The sequence below is a fragment of the Vogesella sp. LIG4 genome, from assembly GCF_900090205.1.
In the GTDB taxonomy this organism is placed as follows: Bacteria; Pseudomonadota; Gammaproteobacteria; order Burkholderiales; family Chromobacteriaceae; genus Vogesella.
Genome location: NZ_LT607802.1, coordinates 1,974,894 through 1,991,886 on the forward strand (window position 1 = coordinate 1,974,894; position 16,993 = coordinate 1,991,886).

At 64.6% G+C, this 16,993-nt stretch carries 18 protein-coding genes; 5 read left to right on the top strand and 13 right to left on the bottom strand.

Annotated features, from left to right (window positions below):
- Nucleotides 1-247: 247 nt before the first annotated feature.
- The 5 genes from PSELUDRAFT_RS09290 to ispH all read left to right on the top strand — a co-directional run bounded on the left by PSELUDRAFT_RS09290 (nt 248) and on the right by ispH (nt 6,262).
- Nucleotides 248-919 carry an OmpA family protein gene (locus PSELUDRAFT_RS09290; protein WP_088966580.1) on the top strand — a complete coding sequence of 224 codons (672 nt, stop codon included), beginning with the start codon at nt 248-250 and terminating at the stop codon, nt 917-919.
- Nucleotides 920-1,044: 125 nt separating this feature from the next.
- The gene (locus PSELUDRAFT_RS09295) at nt 1,045-1,980 is read left to right on the top strand and encodes a bifunctional riboflavin kinase/FAD synthetase (RefSeq protein WP_088966581.1); all 936 of its coding nucleotides are present in this window, start codon (nt 1,045-1,047) and stop codon (nt 1,978-1,980) included.
- Nucleotides 1,977-4,760, top strand: coding sequence for an isoleucine--tRNA ligase (ileS, locus tag PSELUDRAFT_RS09300; RefSeq protein ID WP_088966582.1), 2,784 nt, complete (start codon nt 1,977-1,979; stop codon nt 4,758-4,760). The genes PSELUDRAFT_RS09295 and ileS overlap by 4 nt, the downstream gene beginning before the upstream one ends.
- Nucleotides 4,753-5,265 (top strand): signal peptidase II, encoded by a 513-nt coding sequence (lspA, locus tag PSELUDRAFT_RS09305; RefSeq protein ID WP_088966583.1) that lies wholly within the window; start codon nt 4,753-4,755, stop codon nt 5,263-5,265. Before ileS ends, lspA begins: the two co-directional genes overlap by 8 nt.
- 46 nt (nt 5,266-5,311) lie before the next feature.
- The gene (gene ispH / locus PSELUDRAFT_RS09310) at nt 5,312-6,262 is read left to right on the top strand and encodes a 4-hydroxy-3-methylbut-2-enyl diphosphate reductase (RefSeq protein WP_088966584.1); all 951 of its coding nucleotides are present in this window, start codon (nt 5,312-5,314) and stop codon (nt 6,260-6,262) included.
- A 72-nt stretch (nt 6,263-6,334) separates the two neighbouring features.
- On the opposite strand, the gene PSELUDRAFT_RS09315 is transcribed toward ispH, so the two are convergent.
- The 13 genes from PSELUDRAFT_RS09315 to PSELUDRAFT_RS09375 form a co-directional block, all read right to left on the bottom strand.
- Nucleotides 6,335-7,240, bottom strand: coding sequence for a DMT family transporter (locus PSELUDRAFT_RS09315; protein WP_088966585.1), 906 nt, complete (start codon nt 7,238-7,240; stop codon nt 6,335-6,337).
- The gene (locus PSELUDRAFT_RS09320) at nt 7,237-8,724 is read right to left on the bottom strand and encodes an NAD(P)H-hydrate dehydratase (RefSeq protein WP_231895348.1); all 1,488 of its coding nucleotides are present in this window, start codon (nt 8,722-8,724) and stop codon (nt 7,237-7,239) included. Before PSELUDRAFT_RS09320 ends, PSELUDRAFT_RS09315 begins: the two co-directional genes overlap by 4 nt.
- Nucleotides 8,721-9,335 (bottom strand): flavin prenyltransferase UbiX, encoded by a 615-nt coding sequence (locus PSELUDRAFT_RS09325; protein ID WP_088966586.1) that lies wholly within the window; start codon nt 9,333-9,335, stop codon nt 8,721-8,723. Before PSELUDRAFT_RS09325 ends, PSELUDRAFT_RS09320 begins: the two co-directional genes overlap by 4 nt.
- Before the next feature lie 99 nt (nt 9,336-9,434).
- Nucleotides 9,435-10,292, bottom strand: coding sequence for an RNase adapter RapZ (rapZ, locus tag PSELUDRAFT_RS09330; RefSeq protein WP_088966587.1), 858 nt, complete (start codon nt 10,290-10,292; stop codon nt 9,435-9,437).
- Nucleotides 10,273-11,229, bottom strand: a complete 957-nt coding sequence (gene hprK / locus PSELUDRAFT_RS09335) for an HPr(Ser) kinase/phosphatase (RefSeq protein WP_088966588.1) — start codon at nt 11,227-11,229, stop codon at nt 10,273-10,275. The genes rapZ and hprK overlap by 20 nt, the downstream gene beginning before the upstream one ends.
- A complete protein-coding gene (locus tag PSELUDRAFT_RS09340) occupies nt 11,222-11,680 on the bottom strand; it encodes a PTS sugar transporter subunit IIA (RefSeq protein ID WP_088968451.1) in 459 nt (152 codons plus the stop codon). Before PSELUDRAFT_RS09340 ends, hprK begins: the two co-directional genes overlap by 8 nt.
- A 132-nt stretch (nt 11,681-11,812) precedes the next feature.
- Nucleotides 11,813-12,142, bottom strand: a complete 330-nt coding sequence (gene hpf / locus PSELUDRAFT_RS09345) for a ribosome hibernation-promoting factor, HPF/YfiA family (protein WP_088966589.1) — start codon at nt 12,140-12,142, stop codon at nt 11,813-11,815.
- A 67-nt stretch (nt 12,143-12,209) separates the two neighbouring features.
- Entirely contained in the window at nt 12,210-13,643 is a 1,434-nt protein-coding gene (locus tag PSELUDRAFT_RS09350) for an RNA polymerase factor sigma-54 (protein ID WP_088966590.1), read from the bottom strand.
- Between the two features lie 6 nt (nt 13,644-13,649).
- Nucleotides 13,650-14,378 (bottom strand): LPS export ABC transporter ATP-binding protein, encoded by a 729-nt coding sequence (gene lptB, locus PSELUDRAFT_RS09355; RefSeq protein WP_088966591.1) that lies wholly within the window; start codon nt 14,376-14,378, stop codon nt 13,650-13,652.
- Nucleotides 14,375-14,896: a lipopolysaccharide transport periplasmic protein LptA gene (gene lptA / locus PSELUDRAFT_RS09360; RefSeq protein ID WP_088966592.1), complete on the bottom strand. Its 522-nt coding sequence runs from the start codon at nt 14,894-14,896 to the stop codon at nt 14,375-14,377. The genes lptB and lptA overlap by 4 nt, the downstream gene beginning before the upstream one ends.
- Nucleotides 14,886-15,452 (bottom strand): LPS export ABC transporter periplasmic protein LptC, encoded by a 567-nt coding sequence (gene lptC / locus PSELUDRAFT_RS09365; RefSeq protein ID WP_088966593.1) that lies wholly within the window; start codon nt 15,450-15,452, stop codon nt 14,886-14,888. Before lptC ends, lptA begins: the two co-directional genes overlap by 11 nt.
- Nucleotides 15,449-15,973, bottom strand: coding sequence for an HAD family hydrolase (locus tag PSELUDRAFT_RS09370; RefSeq protein ID WP_088966594.1), 525 nt, complete (start codon nt 15,971-15,973; stop codon nt 15,449-15,451). Before PSELUDRAFT_RS09370 ends, lptC begins: the two co-directional genes overlap by 4 nt.
- Before the next feature lie 8 nt (nt 15,974-15,981).
- Nucleotides 15,982-16,962: a KpsF/GutQ family sugar-phosphate isomerase gene (locus tag PSELUDRAFT_RS09375; protein ID WP_088966595.1), complete on the bottom strand. Its 981-nt coding sequence runs from the start codon at nt 16,960-16,962 to the stop codon at nt 15,982-15,984.
- Nucleotides 16,963-16,993 lie beyond the last annotated feature (31 nt).

Below are 16,993 nucleotides of genomic sequence, written 5' to 3' on the forward strand. Positions count from 1 at the left end.
TGTCTTTCCGGCAACTTATATGGATAATATCAATACATCCGCATGCCAAAGTGTTGCTTTTTTTATGATTTTTTAAAAATGCGACATTGACATGATGGTTATTGGTTTTCTATAGTCACGCAGGATGCGTTTGTTTTACCTTCCAGACGCAAGCGTGATAGCTGGAATCAGACTGTTCCCTTTAAAAAGCTCATTTTAAAGAACAGGTTTCACACCGTGATGCTTGCATCAACTTAGAGGATCCAACATGAAAAAATCGATCAAACTGAGCGCCCTGCTTGCCTCCCTGCTGGTGTCTACTGCTGCGATGGCTGCAGCAAACCAAGGCTATTCCGTTGATGGCCAGAACACCAACGTTATCAAGAACGCATACGGCGAATGCTGGCGTCTGCCGACCACCTACGACAAGGCCCGTGACGGTCTGGTTGAGTGTGGCGATCGCGAAGCACCGAAGCCGGTAGTTGCTGCTCCGGCCCCGGCTCCGGCCCCGGCTCCGGCTCCGGCTGCTCCGCAGTACGTGACCAAGAACGTAAGCCTGTCCGCTGAAGGCCTGTTCCAGTTCAACAGCGCCAAGATCATCGAAGGCAACCAGCAGCTGAACGACCTGGCCAACAGCCTGAAGTCCGACAACCAGCTGAAGTCCGTGACCATCACCGGCCACACCGACTACCTGGGTTCCGCCAAGTACAACCAGGCCCTGTCCGAGAAGCGTGCCAACGCTGTTAAGGACTACTTCGTATCCGCTGGTGTACCGTCCGACAAGATCACTGCCATCGGCAAGGGCGAGTCCGAAGCCAAGCTGACCGCAGAATGCACCGCCAAGAAGTTCAAGAAGCGTGCTGACCTGATCGCTTGCCTGGCCGGCGACCGTCGTTTCGACGTAACTGTTGAAACCGCCAAGCAGGAACAAGTGAAGTAATCGGCTAAATCGCTGATCTTCATTGCAAAAGCCCCGGCCCTGCCGGGGCTTTTTGTTTGGGCGTTTGACTGGCGTTGTCGGGGTTGGCTGGTTAAAATCGCCCTTTACCTTGTTTTAGTGCAACCATGCGTGCGTTTCTGGGAAGCCCTTGCCGTTTCGACCTGCCGCCCTGTGCCTTGACCATAGGCAACTTCGATGGCGTGCACCTGGGGCATCAGCGCATGCTGGCTCGGCTGCGCGAGGAAGCGAATGCGCGTGGCCTGCCCACCGCGCTGCTGACCTTCGAGCCGCATCCACGTGAATTCTTTGCCAAGGGCCAGCCGCCGGCGCGTCTTTCCGTGCTGCGCGACAAGCTGCAGTTCCTCGCCCAGGGCGATCTGGTTGACTACGTTTTTATCTACCGCTTCAACCATGCGTTCTCGCGCATGGCAGCGGAAGACTTCGTGCAGCAGGTGCTGCTGCAGGAGCTGAAAACCCGCTACCTGCTGATCGGTGACGATTTCCAGTTCGGCGCAGACCGCAGGGGCGACTTTGCCTTGCTGCAGTCGTGCGGCGACTTCGTCATCGAGGCGATGCCGTCGGTGCTGGTGGCCGGTGAGCGCGCCTCCAGCACCCTGGTGCGCGAAAGGTTGGCCGCAGGCGACCTGGATAGCGCCGCGCGCCTGCTGGGGCGCCCCTATCAGGTGTCCGGCAAGGTGATGCATGGCCAGAAGCTGGGGCGCACCATCGGTTTCCCCACCGCCAACGTACACTTGCCGCACCGCCGCCCGCCGCTGGAAGGCGTGTTCGTGGTGCAGGTGGATACCCCGGCCGGGCGACTGGGCGGCGTGGCCAGCCTGGGCAAGAATCCTACCGTGACCGATAGCCAGCACTACAAGCTGGAGGTCTACCTGTTCGACTTCCAGGGTGATCTGTACGGCCAGCGTCTGACCGTGCATTTCCTGCACAAGCTGCGGGACGAACAGCGCTTTAACGATTTGAACGAGCTGGTGGCGCAGATCGAACACGACGCCGCCAGTGCCAGAACCTATTTGAACAGTTTGCAACGAGACCAGGCATGAGCATCGACTACCGCAAGACCGTGAACCTGCTGGACACCCCGTTTCCCATGCGCGGTGATCTGGCCAAACGTGAACCCGCCTGGCTGAAAAGCTGGCAGGAACAGCAGCGCTACCAGAAGCTGCGCCAGATCGCGGCCGGTCGTCCCAAGTTCATCCTGCACGACGGCCCGCCGTACGCCAACGGCGACATCCATATCGGCCACGCCGTCAACAAGGTACTGAAGGACATCATCGTCCGCTCCAAGACCCAATCCGGCTTCGACGCTCCCTACGTGCCGGGCTGGGACTGCCACGGCCTGCCGATCGAGCTGATGGTGGAAAAGCTGCACGGCAAGGAAATCCCGGCTGCCAAGTTCCGCGAACTGTGCCGCGAATACGCCAGCGAGCAGATCGCCCGCCAGAAGAAGGACTTCATCCGTCTGGGCGTGCTGGGCGACTGGGACAACCCCTACCTGACCATGGCATTCAAGACCGAGGCCGACATTGTGCGCACCCTCGGCACCATCTACGAAAACGGCTACCTGATGAAGGGCGAGAAGCCGGTGCACTGGTGTATCGAGTGCGGCTCCGCGCTGGCCGAGGCCGAGGTGGAATACGAAGACAAGACCTCGCCGGCCATCGACGTGGGCTTCCGCGTGCTGGAAGGCGACAAGCTGGCCGTAGCCTTCGGCCTGCAAGGCAGCGTGGATGACGCCTACGCGGTGATCTGGACCACCACGCCGTGGACCCTGCCGGCCAACCAGGCGGTAGCGGTCAGCGCCAGCCTTACCTACCAGCTGATCGACACCCCCAAGGGCAAGCTGATCCTGGTGAAGGAGCTGGCCGAGTCGGCACTGAAGCGCTACGGCTTTGAAGGTGCGACCGTGCTGGGCGAAACCGTGGGCGAGCAGCTGGATCTGATCCGCCTGCAGCACCCGTTCTACAGCCGCGAAGTACCGATCATCTGTGGCGACCACGTTACCACCGATGCCGGTACCGGCCTGGTGCACACTGCGCCGGCGCACGGCCTGGAAGACTTCCAGGTGGGCCAGCAGTACGGCCTGCCGGTGGAAAACCCGGTAGCCGACAACGGCCGCTACAAGAGCAACACCGAGCTGTTCGCCGGCCTGTCGGTGTGGGAAGCCAACCCGAAAGTCATCGAAACCCTGATCGAGCAGGGCACGCTGATCCAGCAGGACAAGCTGCTGCACAGCTACCCGCACTGCTGGCGCCACAAGACCCCGATCATCTTCCGCGCCACCGCGCAGTGGTTCATCGGCATGGACAAGGCCGGCAACGACGACCAGGTACTGCGCGAGCGCGCCCGGCAGGCGGTGGACAGCACCGAATTCTTCCCGGCCTGGGGCCGTGCCCGCCTGGAAGCCATGATTGGCAACCGCCCGGACTGGTGCGTATCGCGCCAGCGCAACTGGGGCGTGCCGATGACCTTCTTCGTGCACAAGGAAAGCGGCGAGCTGCACCCGGATTCCGCCGCGCTGCTGGAACAGGTGGCGCTGCGCATCGAGCAGCAGGGCATCGAAGCCTGGTTCAGCCTGGATGCGGCCGAACTGCTGGGTGAGGATGCGGCCAACTACCGCAAGCTCAGCGATACCCTGGACGTGTGGTTCGACTCCGGCTCCACCCACTTCGCGGTGCTGAAGCAGCGCCCGGAACTGGCCTGGCCGGCCGACCTGTACCTGGAAGGCTCCGATCAGCACCGCGGCTGGTTCCAGTCCTCGCTGCTCACCGGCTGCGCCACCATCGGCCGCGCGCCGTACCAGCAGCTGCTGACCCACGGTTTCGTGGTGGACGGCAAGGGCATGAAGATGTCCAAGTCCAAGGGCAACGTGGTGGCGCCGCAGAAGGTAAACGACACCCTGGGTGCCGACATCCTGCGCCTGTGGGTGGCTTCCACCGACTACTCCGGCGAGCTGGCGATCTCCGACGAGATCCTCAAGCGCGTGACCGAGAGCTACCGTCGCCTGCGCAACACCATCCGCTTCCTGCTGGCCAACCTGTCGGACTTCGACCCGATGGAAAACGCCGTGCCGTACGAGCGCCTGGCGGAGATCGACCGCTACGCGCTGATGATGGCCAAGGAAATGCAGGAGAAGGTAACCGGCGAGCTGTACCCGCGCTACGCCTTCCACCACGCCATGCAGGAGATCGTGAACTACTGCTCGGAAGACCTGGGCGCCTTCTACCTGGACGTGCTGAAAGACCGCCTGTACACCACCAAGGCCGACAGCCATGCCCGCCGCAGCGCGCAGACCGCGCTGTACCACATCACCCGTAGCCTGCTGCTGCTGCTGTCGCCGGTACTGTGCTTCACCGCCGACGAAGCCTGGCAGGTGCTGCTGGGCAGCGAGGAGGAAACCCCGCTGTACCACGTGTGGCACGAGTTCCCGAACCCGGCCGCCGGCAGCGAAGCCGCCCTGGTGGCCAAGTGGCAGGCAATCCGCGATTTCCGCGCCGAGGTGAACAAGGAGATCGAGGCACTGCGCAGTGCCGAGCAACTGGGTTCCTCGCTGCAGGCCGAGCTGGAAGTGGTGGCTTCCGGCGAGCTGTACCAGCAGCTGGCCAGCCTGGGCGACGATCTCAAGTTCGTGCTGATCGTGTCGGGCGTGAAGCTGAGCCAGGGCGCCGAGACCCGTATCGCGGTATCGCCGTCCGGCCACGCCAAGTGCGAGCGCTGCTGGCATTACCGTGCCGACGTGGGCGCGCATGCCGGCCACGAAACCGTATGCGGCCGTTGCGTGGACAATATCGACGGTGCAGGCGAGGCGCGTATCCATGCTTAAAGCCAGCCCCGCGGCTGCCGGCTCGCCGGCAGCCAAGCGCAGCCTGCGCTGGTTCGCTCTGGCGCTGCTGGTGATCGTGCTGGATCAGCTCACCAAGATCTACTTCAACGGCAGCTACCAGTTCGGCGAGCAGCGCGAGGTCATCCCCGGTGTGCTGAACTTCACCCTGCTGTACAACCCGGGCGCGGCGTTCAGCTTTCTCGCCGGCGCCGGCGGCTGGCAGAAGTATTTCTTCACGCTGCTGGCCTTCGGTGTGTCCGGCTGGCTGGGCTGGAACATCATGCTGGGCCGCTTCGGCTGTCTGATGAACCTGGCGGCGTCGTTCATCATCGGCGGCGCGCTGGGCAATGTGATCGACCGCATGATCCACGGTCATGTCATCGATTTCATCCTGGTGCACTGGCAGCAGAGCTGGTACTACCCGGCGTTCAACGTGGCCGACAGCTTCATCTGTGTCGGTGCGGCGCTGATGGTGATCGACAGCCTGCACAAGCCGCAGCACTGACCCGTTGGCCGCCTTGCGGCCAACCTTTTCTTGCAAGGACATTCCGATGACGAAAACCATCATGCTGGCCAACCCGCGCGGCTTCTGCGCCGGCGTGGACCGTGCCATCGCCATCGTCGAGCGCGCGCTGGAGCTGTACGGCGCGCCTATCTACGTGCGTCACGAAGTGGTGCACAACCGTTTCGTGGTGGAGAACCTGCGTGCCAAGGGCGCGGTGTTCATCGAGGAACTGAAGGACGTGCCGGCCGGCAGCACGCTGATCTACTCCGCCCACGGCGTGCCGCTGTCGGTGCGGCAGGAGGCCGAGGCACTGGGGCTCACCGTGTACGACGCCACCTGCCCGCTGGTGACCAAGGTGCACGTGGAAGTGAAGCGCATGCACCAGTCCGGCATGGAGATCATCATGATCGGCCACGCCGGCCACCCGGAAGTGGAAGGCACCATGGGCCAGGTGGACGACCACATGTACCTGGTGGAAACCGTGGCCGACGTGGCGAAGCTGCAGGTGCAGCACCCGGATGCGCTGTCCTACGTCAGCCAGACCACGCTGTCGGTGGATGAAACCCGCGACATCATCGAGGCGCTGAAGGCTCGCTTCCCGGCGATTCACAGCCCGAAGAAGGACGATATCTGCTACGCCACGCAGAACCGCCAGGACGCGGTGAAGGTGCTGGCCGACCAGTGCGACATCGTCATCGTGGTGGGCTCGCCCAACAGTTCCAACTCCAACCGTCTGCGCGAAGTGGCGGCGCTGCGCGGCGTGGACGCCTACATGGTGGACAACGCCAGCCTGCTGAAGGCGGAATGGTTTGCCGACAAGCGCCAGGTGGGCGTGACCGCCGGTGCCAGCGCGCCGGAGGTGCTGGTGCAGGCGGTGATCGAGCAGATCAAGGCCTACGGCGCCGGTAACGTCAGCGAGCTGGAAGGCGTGGAGGAGAGCATCACCTTCGCGCTGCCGCCGGGCCTGCGCGAGCCGAAGGCGGGCAGCGCAGCCTGATCCTCCGGCAACCGGAAAGCATGCGGCCAACCCTGAGTCATCGGGGTTGGCCGCATTGTTTTATGGGTCGCGTCAGTATTCGCTTACCGCTTCCAGCGGCCGCCGTACCGGCAGCTTCTGCAGCAGCAGCCCGCCGAGGATCAGCGCCAGCCCGGCCAGCGTGCTGGGCAGGATGGGCTCGCCCAGCAGCAGGTTGATCAGGAATAGCGACAGCATCGGCGACAGGAAGATCAGGTTGGCGATGCGTGCGGTGCTCTGTGTCAGCTTCATCGCCGACAGCCACAGCACGAAGGTAAAGCCCATCTCCAGCATGCCCACATAGGCGGCGCCGGCGATGCCCTGCCAGGCCACTGGCTGCAGCTCGCCGCGCAGCGCGCACCACAGCAGCGTCAGCGGCAGCGACAGCAGGAAGTTGAGGGTGAGGCCGATCACCGGCTCGCGCTCGTCGCGGGTATTGAATAACCAGTAGCCGGCCCACAGCAGGGTGGAGAGCAGCGCGAAGCCGACGCCAGGCAGGTTGCTGAACTGCAGCGCAAACGGCGCGCCGCGGGTGGCGATGGTGAGCACGCCGCCGTAGCACACCACGGCGGCCAGGGCGTCCTGCGTGCGCAGCCGCTGCCCCAGCACCGGCACCGCCAGCAGGGTCATGGTCAGCGCCCAGGTGTAGTTCAGCGCCTGCGCCTCCTGCGCCGGCAGCAGCGCATAGGCCTGGAACAGGATCAGGTAGTAGACGAAGGGATTCACCGCCCCCAGCAGCAGCGAGCGGCGCCAGTGGCGGCGCAGCGCCGGCAGCAGCTCGCCCAGGCGGCGCTGCCAGCCGAGGATGGTAAGCAGCGCCAGCAGCGAGAATGCGCTGGCGTACAGCAGCAGCTGTGCCGGGCTCAGGTGCTGCAGGCTGATTTTGAAAGCGGTGGCGACGGTGGACCAGGCAAGTACGGCGGACAGACCAAACAGATAGGCTTTACTTTGTTGCTTCAAAACGGTGGAACTCCGGAACGCGAAATGCGGTGATTCAGCTCCCGCGTCATCAGCGGCAGCAGGCAGTGGCTGGTGAGGCCGATGGGGCCGCCGGCCTGCTCGCTGTAATGCTCGCCGGCGCTGGCGTGCACGTCGGCAGCCAGGTGGGCGGCATCCAGCGCTGGCATGCCCTGTGCCAGCAGCGCGGCAATGGCGCCGGCCAGCACATCGCCCTGGCCGGCCACCGCCAGCGACGGGCTGCCGCGCGTCAGCAGGCGGTAGGGTTGGCCGTAGCGGGCCAGCAGGGTACCACAACCCTTGAGCAGCACCACGCAGTCGAAGCGCTGCGACAGCTCGCGCACCGCGGCGACGCGGTCGGCCTGCACGCTGGCGGTATCGCTGTCCAGCAGGCGAGCGGCCTCGCTCGGGTGCGGGGTGAGAATGGTGTCGCCGCTGCGCTGGTGCAGCAGCTGCTGCAGGCTGTGGTCGGCGGCCAGCAGGTTCAGGCCGTCGGCATCCAGCAGCAGGGTGCCGGGGTGCAGCAGGGCGCGCTGCAGCGCGGCGTGCGCCTGGTCGCTGAGCCCCAGCCCCGGGCCCACCACCAGCTGGTGGTTGTCCGGAATCAGCAGATTGTGCTGCCAGGGGCGCAGCATCAGCTCGGGGCACAGCGGGTCCAGCGTCAGCGCGCTGTCCAGCGGGTGCACGAAGATCTTGCCGGCGCCCATGGCCAGCGCGGCGCGGCCGGCCAGCAGCGCGGCGCCGGTCATGCCCGGCGCGCCGCCGATGATGCTGAGCACGCCATGGCTGCCCTTGTGCGAATCACGGCGCCGGCGCAGCAGCGCGGCATCGGGCAGCGCCAGGCTGCCGGCAACGGGCGGGTACAGTGTGGGCGGGCAGGCCAGGTCATCGATGATTACCTCGCCGCAGTAGTCTGGGCCGGCGGCGGTGTACAGGCCGGGCTTGGGGCACAGAAAGCTGAGGGTGACATCGGCATGCAGTGCCACGCCCTGCGGCTGGCCGCTGCCGGCATCCAGCCCGCTGGGCACGTCGATGGCCAGCTTGCGGCAGGGCAGCTGTTCCAGCTGTTCGATCAGCATGCGCCATTCGCCCTGCAGCGGGCGCGTCAGCCCCACGCCGAACAGGCCGTCCAGCAGCAGCTCCGGCGGCGGTGCGCTGGCACTGGCGGACAAGGTTGGCCGCACGCTGCCGCCCAGTGCCCGCCATTCGGCCAGCGCCGCCTGTACCGCGGCGTTGCCTTCCGCTGGCAGCAGCACGTCCACCTGGTAGCCGGCGCGTTGCAGGCGGCAGGCGGCGAACAGCGCGTCGCCGCCGTTGTTGCCGGGGCCGACTGCCGCCAGGATGCGGCTGGCCGGCGGATAGTGCTTGCTCACCCAGGCGGCGATGCTGTCGGCGGCGCGCTGCATCAGCGCCAGCCCGGCGGCATCGGCGGCCAGCTCCAGCTGGCGCAGGCCGGGCAGATCCAGCATGTCGGTTTGCGGGTTCATGCGCGCTCCTCGCCCCAGCGGGGCTGCAGCTGCTGCGGTACGCGCAGCTGGTCCAGGATGCGGGCGACCACGAAGTCCACCATGTCGTCCACGCTTTGCGGGTGGGTGTAGAAGCCGGGCGAGGGCGGCAGGATGCACACGCCGAGGCGCGCCAGCTTGAGCATGTTTTCCAGGTGGATGGCGGACAGCGGCGACTCGCGCGGCACCAGCACCAGCTTGCGGCCTTCCTTGATCGTTACATCGGCGGCGCGTTCGATCAGGTTGTCGCTCATGCCCTGTGCCACCGCCGCCAGGGTGCCCATCGAGCACGGGCAGATCACCATGGCGTCCGCCGGGTTGGAGCCGGAGGCCGGCGGCGCGAACCATTCCTCGCGGCCGAACACCCGCAGCTGGCCGTCCGCCGGCTGGTAGCGTGCGGCCAACCATTGCTGCAGCTCGGCCGGGCGCGAGGGCAGGGTGAGGTTCATTTCCTGCTGCGCCACCACCTGCGCCGCCTGCGAGTACAGCACCCACACCCGCACGCCGGCGGCGAGCAGGCAGTCGATCAGGCGCAAGCCGTAGGGCAGGCCGGAGGCGCCGGTAAGGGCAACGGTAACGGTGTCAGGTTTCATCCGTGGCGGACTCCGGCAGATTCTGGGTATGGTCTTGCGGCAGCAGGCAAGACGATGCGGGGGCAAGGCAGAGACTGGCGGCGCTGCGAGGCTCCGCTTTTATTTATGGCTGTCGCCGCTGCGGCCATCCAGCTGGCGGTGGCGCAGCAGCACCTGCTCATCGGCAAAGCCTGCGGCCAACCTTTCGGTCAGGTAGACCGAACGGTGCTGGCCGCCGGTACAGCCTATGGCCACGGTGACGTAGCTGCGATTGTCCTGCTTGAAGCGCGGCAGCCAGCGCTGCAGGAAGGTGGCGATGTCCTGCTGCATCTGCGCCACTTCCGCCTCGCCGGCAAAGAAGTCGCAGATTGCCTGGTCGCGGCCGGTGAGCGGGCGCAGTTTTTCGTCGTAGTAGGGGTTGGGCAGGCAGCGCACGTCGAACACGAAATCGGCATCCAGTGGAATGCCGTGTTTGAAGCCGAAGGATTCGAACACCAGGGTCAGCCGGCTGCTGTCGGCCTCGGCCAGCACTTTCACGTAGCTGCGCAGCGCATTGGCCGACAGGTTGCTGGTGTCGATGCGGTGGCCCAGATCCACGATGTGCTCCAGCATCTCGCGTTCCAGCTGGATGCATTCCTCCACCGTCAGGCGGTTGCCGGACAGCGGGTGGCGGCGGCGGGTCTCGGAGAAGCGCTTCACCAGCACTTCGCTGGTGGCTTCCAGGTACAGCAGGCGCACGTCGGTGCCGCCGGCTTTCAGCTGGGCCACCACCTGCGGCAATGCGGCCAACGTTGGTGCCGAGCGGGTATCCACGCTGATGGCGATGTGCTGGTAGCCGAACTGGCTGTACAGCGCCATGGCATCGGCCAGCATGGTGGCCGGCAGGTTGTCCACGCAGTAGTAGCCGACGTCTTCCAGCACCCGCAGTGCCACGGATTTGCCGGAGCCGGACAGGCCGCTAATCAGGATCAGCTGCATGTTCCTGGTCCCGGAGCAGGTTGGTGTGGCGGTCGATGAATTCACGGGTGCTGTCGATACCGCGCAGCTGCAGGATGTAGTTGCGCACCGCGGCTTCCACCAGTACCGCCAGGTTGCGGCCGGCGGCCACCGGCAGGATCACCTTGCGCACGGTGACGCCGAGAATGTCCTGGGTTTCGGACTGAATGTTGAGGCGGTCCAGTGCCTGCATGGCCTGGTCGTTGGCCTTGATCAGCTGGATGATCAGCTTCAGCACCTTCTTCGGCCGTACCGCGGTTTCGCCGAAGATGGTACGGATATTGAGGATGCCGAGGCCGCGCACTTCCAGGAAGTCGCGCAACAGCGGCGGGCAGCGGCCTTCCAGCGTTTCCGGGCCGATGCGGTACAGCTCCACCGCGTCGTCGGCCACCAGGCCGTGGCCGCGCGAGATCAGTTCCAGCGCCAGCTCGCTCTTGCCCATTGCCGAGTCGCCCATGATCAGCACGCCGATTTCCAGCACGTCCAGGAACACGCCGTGCATCACGGTGGATACCGCCAGTGCGCGCGCCAGGTAGATGCGCAGCACGTCCATCAGGTACGGGCTTTCCAGCGGCGTGCTCATCAGCGGCACGCTGTCGCTCTGGCAGTAGTCCTGCAGCAGCTTGGGCACCGGCTGGCCGTTGGCGACGATCACCACCGCCATGGTCTTGTGGAACAGTTGATCCAGCGCGGTGCGCGCCGCTGCCTGCTCCAGCTTGTCCAGGTATTCCACCTCGGCCAGGCCCAGCACCTGCACCCGGTTGGGGTGGATGAAGTTCAGGTGGCCGACCAGCGCCTGTGTCGGCCGCTGTTCGTCGTTGGAAATCAGGTTGTCGGAACCGGCCTTGCCGGCGATCCAGCTCAGGTTGAGTTTGTGCTGATTGTCCTGGAACAGGCGGCGGACACTGACATTAGGCATGGTGGCTGTCTTCGCAAAGCATGGCGTGCAGGGTGAGATTGTCGGCGCAACACATCTTTTCGCGCAGGCTGCGGCTGGAGAACAGCTGGGCCAACTCCGACAGCACCTGCAGGTGCAGGTCGGTAGCCTGCTCCGGCACCAGCAGCACGAACAGCAGGTTCACCGGCTTGCCGTCCGGCGCCTCGAACGGTATCGGGGTTTTCAGGCGCACGAAGAAGCCGGTGGCGTCCTTCAGGCTCTTGAGGCGGCCGTGCGGAATGGCCACGCCCTGGCCCAGGCCGGTGGAGCCCAGCTTTTCGCGGGCGAACAGGCTGTCGAATACATCGCTGCGCGCAATGCCGAAGCTGTTCTCTACCAGCAGGCCGATTTGTTCGAACAGCCGTTTCTTGCTGGAGATTTCCAGGTCGGCCAGTACGTGCGACTGGGGAAGAATCTTGCCGATCAAGCTCATGATATCTGTGAGGGGCAGAAAAACGTCGGCCATTCTACGCTGAGTCCGGCGTTTTCCATAGCAAGGTCAGTGGTTGCGGCTAGCAAAAACGGGAGCCTGTGGCTCCCGTTGTCATCTTGCTGTCGTCCTGATTTACAGGGCGGCATCGGCAGCGTTTGCCTGCGGCGTTACGCTACGGTGTTCCCCCTGTTTTTCCTTGAATTTCAGAACCTGACGGTCCAGCTTGTCCATCAGGGCATCGATGGCGGCGTACATGTCGGCGTCGGTTGCCTCGACATGGATGTCCTTGCCTGCCAGATGCACATTGACCTCCGCTTTTTGTACCAGTTTATCCACGGACAGCGTCACGGTGATGCCGATCACGTTATCGACATGGCGGGTGATGCGTTCCAGTTTGCTCTCGATGAATTCGCGCAGGGGCGGGGTAATTTCGAGGTGAAGACCGGTAATTTTGAGGTTCATACCCTGACTCCTTCTGTTGACGGCACGGTCGGGCTGGCCGTACCGGGTTTTCGTCGCACTCTTTCTTTTAAAGTGCTTTGCGAAGGTTAACTGGCGGTATCTGCATAGCTTCACGATACTTGGCTACGGTGCGCCTGGCAACCTGTATGCCCTGTGCCGTGAGGCGGTCGGCGATGGCACTGTCGGACAGCGGTTTCCTGTTGTCTTCACCATCGATGATCTGGCGGATATGCGCCTTGATCGCCGTGGCGGAGCATTCGCCGCCGCTATCGGTTTCCAGGGCATTGCCGAAGAAGTATTTGAGCTCGAACAGGCCTCGGCTGCACAGCAGATACTTCTGGGTGGTGACCCTGGAAATCGTTGACTCATGCAGCCCGAGTTCATCCGCGATGTCGCGCAGAATCAGGGGTCGCATGGCCACTTCGCCGTGTTCAAAGAACGCCTGTTGCCTGTCAACGATAGCTTCCGACACTTTCAGAATAGTGTCAAATCGCTGCTGGATGTTTTTCACCAGCCAGCGCGCCTCCTGCAGTTGGCCGCTGAGATTGTGGCTGCTGTCTCGCTGTTGCAGCATGCCGGCATATAGTTGATTTACCTGCAGTTTCGGCAGCGCGCCGCGGTTGAGCTGGGCCATCCAGCGACCGTTGCGCCGAATCACATGGATATCCGGCGCCACGTAGTGGGTTTCGCCCTGATCGAAGCCGCTGGTCGGCCGCGGGCGCAGGGTGGAGATCAGCTGGTGCGCGGCACGCAGTTCGGCTTCGCCCACGCCAAGCAGTTTCTTCAGCCGTACGTAGTCGCGGTTGCCCAGCAGTGCCAGGTGCTCGCGCACCAGGGTCAACGCCAGCTCGCGTGACGGGGTGGCCGCCGGCAATGCGGCCAACTGCAGCTGCAGGAATTCGGCCAGATCACGGCTGCCGATGCCTACCGGCTCGAACTGCAGCAGCAGCTTGCGTAGGTATTCCAGCTCGTCGGTGTCGATGTCCAGTTCCAGCGGCAGGCTGGCGGCGAATTCATCCAGCGGCGTGGTGAGGTAGCCGTCTTCGTCCAGTTCGTCGATCAGCAGCGTCAGCAGCGCGCTGTCGCGGCGGCTCAGTGGCCGCTCGCCGATCTGCGCTGCCAGGTGCTCGCGCAGGGTAGGGCGGCAGGGGGTGTTGAGGATGGGGTCGAACTCGTCGTCGTCATCGCGGCTGCCACTGCCGGAACCGCTGCCGCTGCCCCAGTCGCTGAGGTCCATTTCCTCGCGCTCGCGTTCGCGTTCCTGCGGCGCGTCCTCGCCGCCGCTGTCGCCGGCGGTGTCGTTGCCGCTGCCGGCTTCCACCGGCTCATGCTCGGCGGGGCCGTCGCCGTCGGCGCGTTCCAGCAGCGGGTTTTCCAGCAGGTAGCGTTCCAGCTCGCTGGACAGGTCCAGGGTGGACATTTGCAACAGCTTGATCGACTGCTGCAATTGCGGGGTCAGGGTCAGATGCTGGCTGACTTTGAGTTGCAGTGTCTGTTTCATGCCGCTTTACAAGTGGAAGTGCTCGCCCAGGTACACCTGGCGCACCTGTTCGTTGCTGACCAGTTCGGCCGGCAGGCCGGAAGCCAGCACGCGCCCTTCGGAGATGATGTAGGCGCGGTCGCAGATGCGCAGGGTCTCGCGCACGTTGTGGTCGGTGATCAGCACGCCGATGCCGCGCTCCTTGAGGAAGGAGATGATCTTCTGGATGTCGATCACCGCGATCGGGTCCACGCCGGCAAACGGTTCGTCCAGCAGGATGAAGCGCGGGCGGGTGGCCAGCACGCGGGCGATCTCCACGCGGCGGCGCTCGCCACCGGACAGCGCCATGGCATTGCTGTCGCGCAGGTGGCCGATGTTGAGATCGTCCAGCAGCAGCTCCAGCTCCTTGTCCAGCTGTTCGCCGCTGTAGCCGGCCACTTCCAGCACCGCCTGGATATTCTCTTCCACCGTCATCTTGCGAAAGATGGAGGCTTCCTGCGGCAGGTAGCCCAGGCCCAGGCGCGCGCGCTTGTGGATGGGCAGGTGGGTGATGGCTTCGCCGTTGAGGCTGATGTTGCCGGCGTCGGCGGCGATCAGCCCCACCACCATGTAGAAGCTGGTGGTCTTGCCGGCGCCATTGGGCCCCAGGAGGCCGATGACTTCACCGCTGGCGATGTCCATCGACACGTCCTGCACCACGGTACGCTTCTTGAAGGTTTTCTTCAGGTGCTGGATGGTCAGGCGGCTTTGCGTCATGGCTTTTCCTGCGCCTTGGGCTGGAGGATCACGGTGACGCGGCCCTTGGCGGCGCCACTGGCCGTCGGGTTGTTGCCTGCCACCTGGTAGATTTCGGTGACGGTGTTGTAGGTGATCTGCTCGCCGGTCACCAGATCCTGGCCGCGCTTGACGCGCGCCTTGCCGGTGAGGATGACCTGGTTGCTGGCGCTGGTGTAGTCAACGCGGCTGCCCTGGCCGTCCACGTATTCGTTCTTGCCTTCCACTTTCTGGCGGAAGGTGGCCGGGTTGCCGAAGGCCTGCAGCGTCTGGTTGCCCTGCGTGTCGCGGGTGACGATGGTCTTGTCGGCATGCAGGGTCAGCGTGCCCTGGGTGGCAACCACGTTGCCTTCCAGGATGTTGATTCCCTGCTTCTGGTCCAGCGAGCCGCGGTCGGCGGCCAGTTCGATCGGCTTGTTGCTGTCGGCCCGTTCGGCGTAAACGTTGGCCGCAACACCGCTCAAGCCCAGAATCAGGGCGAGCATCAGGCTATGGCGCATAGTGCATCCTTACTTGGGACAGCAGTTTGAGCTGCCCGGCTTGATGGTTATAGATGAGGCCGACGCTGCGCACCCGGCTGTTGCCGTAGTTCATCAGCACTTCGGTATGCGAGCTGGCCAGCTGGTTGCGGTTGTCCAGGCGCAGTGCCTGGGTCTGCAGTGTCATGTCGGGTTTGCCGGCCTGCCCGGTGCGCAGCAGGTGCACGTTGCCGCTGAAGTCGGCGATGTCCTGCGGCCGGTTGTAGCGGCCGCTGTCTGCAGTGATGTGCAGGTCCGGTGCGCCCTGCTGGTACTGTTTCAGGTCGGGAGCCGTGAAGTATACCGATTCCACCTTGGGCAGCTTCCACATGCGGGTGGCCACCAGCTGCTGCCACGGGCGGCCCTGTTCATCGAAGCGCTTGGCGGTGAGCTGCTCGATGGTGTACTCGGGCTGGTTGGGGTTGAGCTCGCGCTGCGCCGGCTGCTGCCACTGGGTCAGCACGTCCAGCCAGGAGGTGAGCAGGCCCATGCCCACGAGCAGGGCCAGCGGGAACAGTTTGCCGGCGCGGGTCTTCATGCCAGGTAGGCCGCCATCAGGCGCTCATAGTTGCCCTGCGCCTGCAGGATCAGCTCGCATAGCTCGCGCACCGCGCCGTTGCCGCCACTGCAGCCGGTAACGAAGTGGGCATGCTGGCGCACGAAGCTGGGTGCATCCGGCACCGCCACCGCGAAGCCGGCGCGCGACATCACCGGCAGGTCCACCACGTCGTCGCCGATGTAGGCGCACTGGCTGGCGGTGAGGCCAGTTTTCTGCAGCAGCTCGGCAAACACCGCGCGCTTGTCGTGCACGCCTTCGTAGTAGTGGTCGATGCCCAGGCCGCGGGCGCGGTGTGCCACGCCCGGCGCGGCGCGGCCGGTGATGATGGCCAGCTGCACGCCGGTGGACTGCAGCATTTTCAGGCCGTGGCCGTCCAGGGTGTTGAAGGCTTTCAGCTCTTCGCCGCTGGCGGTGATGAAGATGCGGCCGTCGGTGAGTACGCCGTCCACATCCATGATCAGCAGCTTGACCTGTTTTGCCAGTTCGGTAATCGGTTGCATGGGCAGTCCTAAACCACGCCTGCCTTCAGCAGGTCGTGCATATTGAGTGCGCCGGCAAGGCGCCCCTGCTGGTCTACCACCAGCAGGCCGTTGATCTTGCGGCGTTCCATTTCCTTGACGGCTTCCACCGCCAGCAGGTTGGCCGCAATGGTGCGCGGCTGGCGCGTCATCACGTCGTCGATGGCGAGGCCGGCCAGGTCCAGCGTGCGGTCCAGTGTGCGGCGCAGATCGCCATCGGTAAAGATACCGATAAGGCTGTCGGCAGCGTCCACCACCGCGGTCATGCCCAGGCCCTTGCGCGTCATTTCCAGCAGTGCTTCTTTCAGCGAGCTGCCGCTTTGTACCCGCGGCAGCGCGTCGCCACTGTGCATCAGGTCGCTGATGTGCACCAGCAGGCGGCGCCCCAGGCTGCCGCCCGGGTGCGACAGCGCGAAGTCTTCCGGCTTGAAGTTGCGCGCATCCAGCAGCGTCACCGCCAGCGCGTCCCCCAGCGCCAGCGCGGCGGTGGTGCTGGTGGTGGGGGCCAGGCCCAGGGTGCAGGCTTCCTTTTCCACCGCGGCATCCAGGTGCACGGTGGATTCGCGCCCCAGCGTGGACTGCGGGCGGCCGGTCATGGCGATAATGGGAATGCCCTTGCGTTTTACCGCCGGCAGCAGCGCGACCACTTCCGCGCTTTCGCCGGAGTTGGACAGCGCCAGCAGCACGTCCTGCTCGGTGAGCATGCCCAGGTCGCCATGCGCGGCTTCGGCCGGGTGCATGAAGAACGACGGCGTGCCGGTGCTGGCCAGCGTGGCGGCGATCTTGTTGCCGATATGGCCGGACTTGCCGATGCCGGTCACCACCACCCGTCCCGGGCATGCCAGGATCAGGTCGAGGGCGGCCAGAAAATCGTCGCCCAGTCGGTTGGAGAGGGCGACGATGGCGTCGGCTTCGGTGTGCAACACCTCGCGTGCCAGCGCAAGACGCTGTAGTTTGAGCGCATTATCCATAGACGGTAATTATAACAGTTTATAATCGGCC

Excerpts from the sequence above, each read along its gene's own strand:
- PSELUDRAFT_RS09290 (WP_088966580.1), top strand. The coding sequence starts at position 248 with ATGAAAAAATCGATCAAACTGAGCGCCCTGCTTGCCTCCCTGCTGGTG.
- PSELUDRAFT_RS09295 (WP_088966581.1), top strand. The coding sequence starts at position 1,045 with ATGCGTGCGTTTCTGGGAAGCCCTTGCCGTTTCGACCTGCCGCCCTGT.
- ileS (WP_088966582.1), top strand. The coding sequence starts at position 1,977 with ATGAGCATCGACTACCGCAAGACCGTGAACCTGCTGGACACCCCGTTT.
- lspA (WP_088966583.1), top strand. The coding sequence starts at position 4,753 with ATGCTTAAAGCCAGCCCCGCGGCTGCCGGCTCGCCGGCAGCCAAGCGC.
- ispH (WP_088966584.1), top strand. The coding sequence starts at position 5,312 with ATGACGAAAACCATCATGCTGGCCAACCCGCGCGGCTTCTGCGCCGGC.
- PSELUDRAFT_RS09320 (WP_231895348.1), bottom strand. The coding sequence starts at position 8,724 with ATGAACCCGCAAACCGACATGCTGGATCTGCCCGGCCTGCGCCAGCTG.
- PSELUDRAFT_RS09325 (WP_088966586.1), bottom strand. The coding sequence starts at position 9,335 with ATGAAACCTGACACCGTTACCGTTGCCCTTACCGGCGCCTCCGGCCTG.
- rapZ (WP_088966587.1), bottom strand. The coding sequence starts at position 10,292 with ATGCAGCTGATCCTGATTAGCGGCCTGTCCGGCTCCGGCAAATCCGTG.
- hprK (WP_088966588.1), bottom strand. The coding sequence starts at position 11,229 with ATGCCTAATGTCAGTGTCCGCCGCCTGTTCCAGGACAATCAGCACAAA.
- PSELUDRAFT_RS09340 (WP_088968451.1), bottom strand. The coding sequence starts at position 11,680 with ATGAGCTTGATCGGCAAGATTCTTCCCCAGTCGCACGTACTGGCCGAC.
- hpf (WP_088966589.1), bottom strand. The coding sequence starts at position 12,142 with ATGAACCTCAAAATTACCGGTCTTCACCTCGAAATTACCCCGCCCCTG.
- PSELUDRAFT_RS09350 (WP_088966590.1), bottom strand. The coding sequence starts at position 13,643 with ATGAAACAGACACTGCAACTCAAAGTCAGCCAGCATCTGACCCTGACC.
- lptB (WP_088966591.1), bottom strand. The coding sequence starts at position 14,378 with ATGACGCAAAGCCGCCTGACCATCCAGCACCTGAAGAAAACCTTCAAG.
- lptA (WP_088966592.1), bottom strand. The coding sequence starts at position 14,896 with ATGCGCCATAGCCTGATGCTCGCCCTGATTCTGGGCTTGAGCGGTGTT.
- lptC (WP_088966593.1), bottom strand. The coding sequence starts at position 15,452 with ATGAAGACCCGCGCCGGCAAACTGTTCCCGCTGGCCCTGCTCGTGGGC.
- PSELUDRAFT_RS09370 (WP_088966594.1), bottom strand. The coding sequence starts at position 15,973 with ATGCAACCGATTACCGAACTGGCAAAACAGGTCAAGCTGCTGATCATG.
- PSELUDRAFT_RS09375 (WP_088966595.1), bottom strand. The coding sequence starts at position 16,962 with ATGGATAATGCGCTCAAACTACAGCGTCTTGCGCTGGCACGCGAGGTG.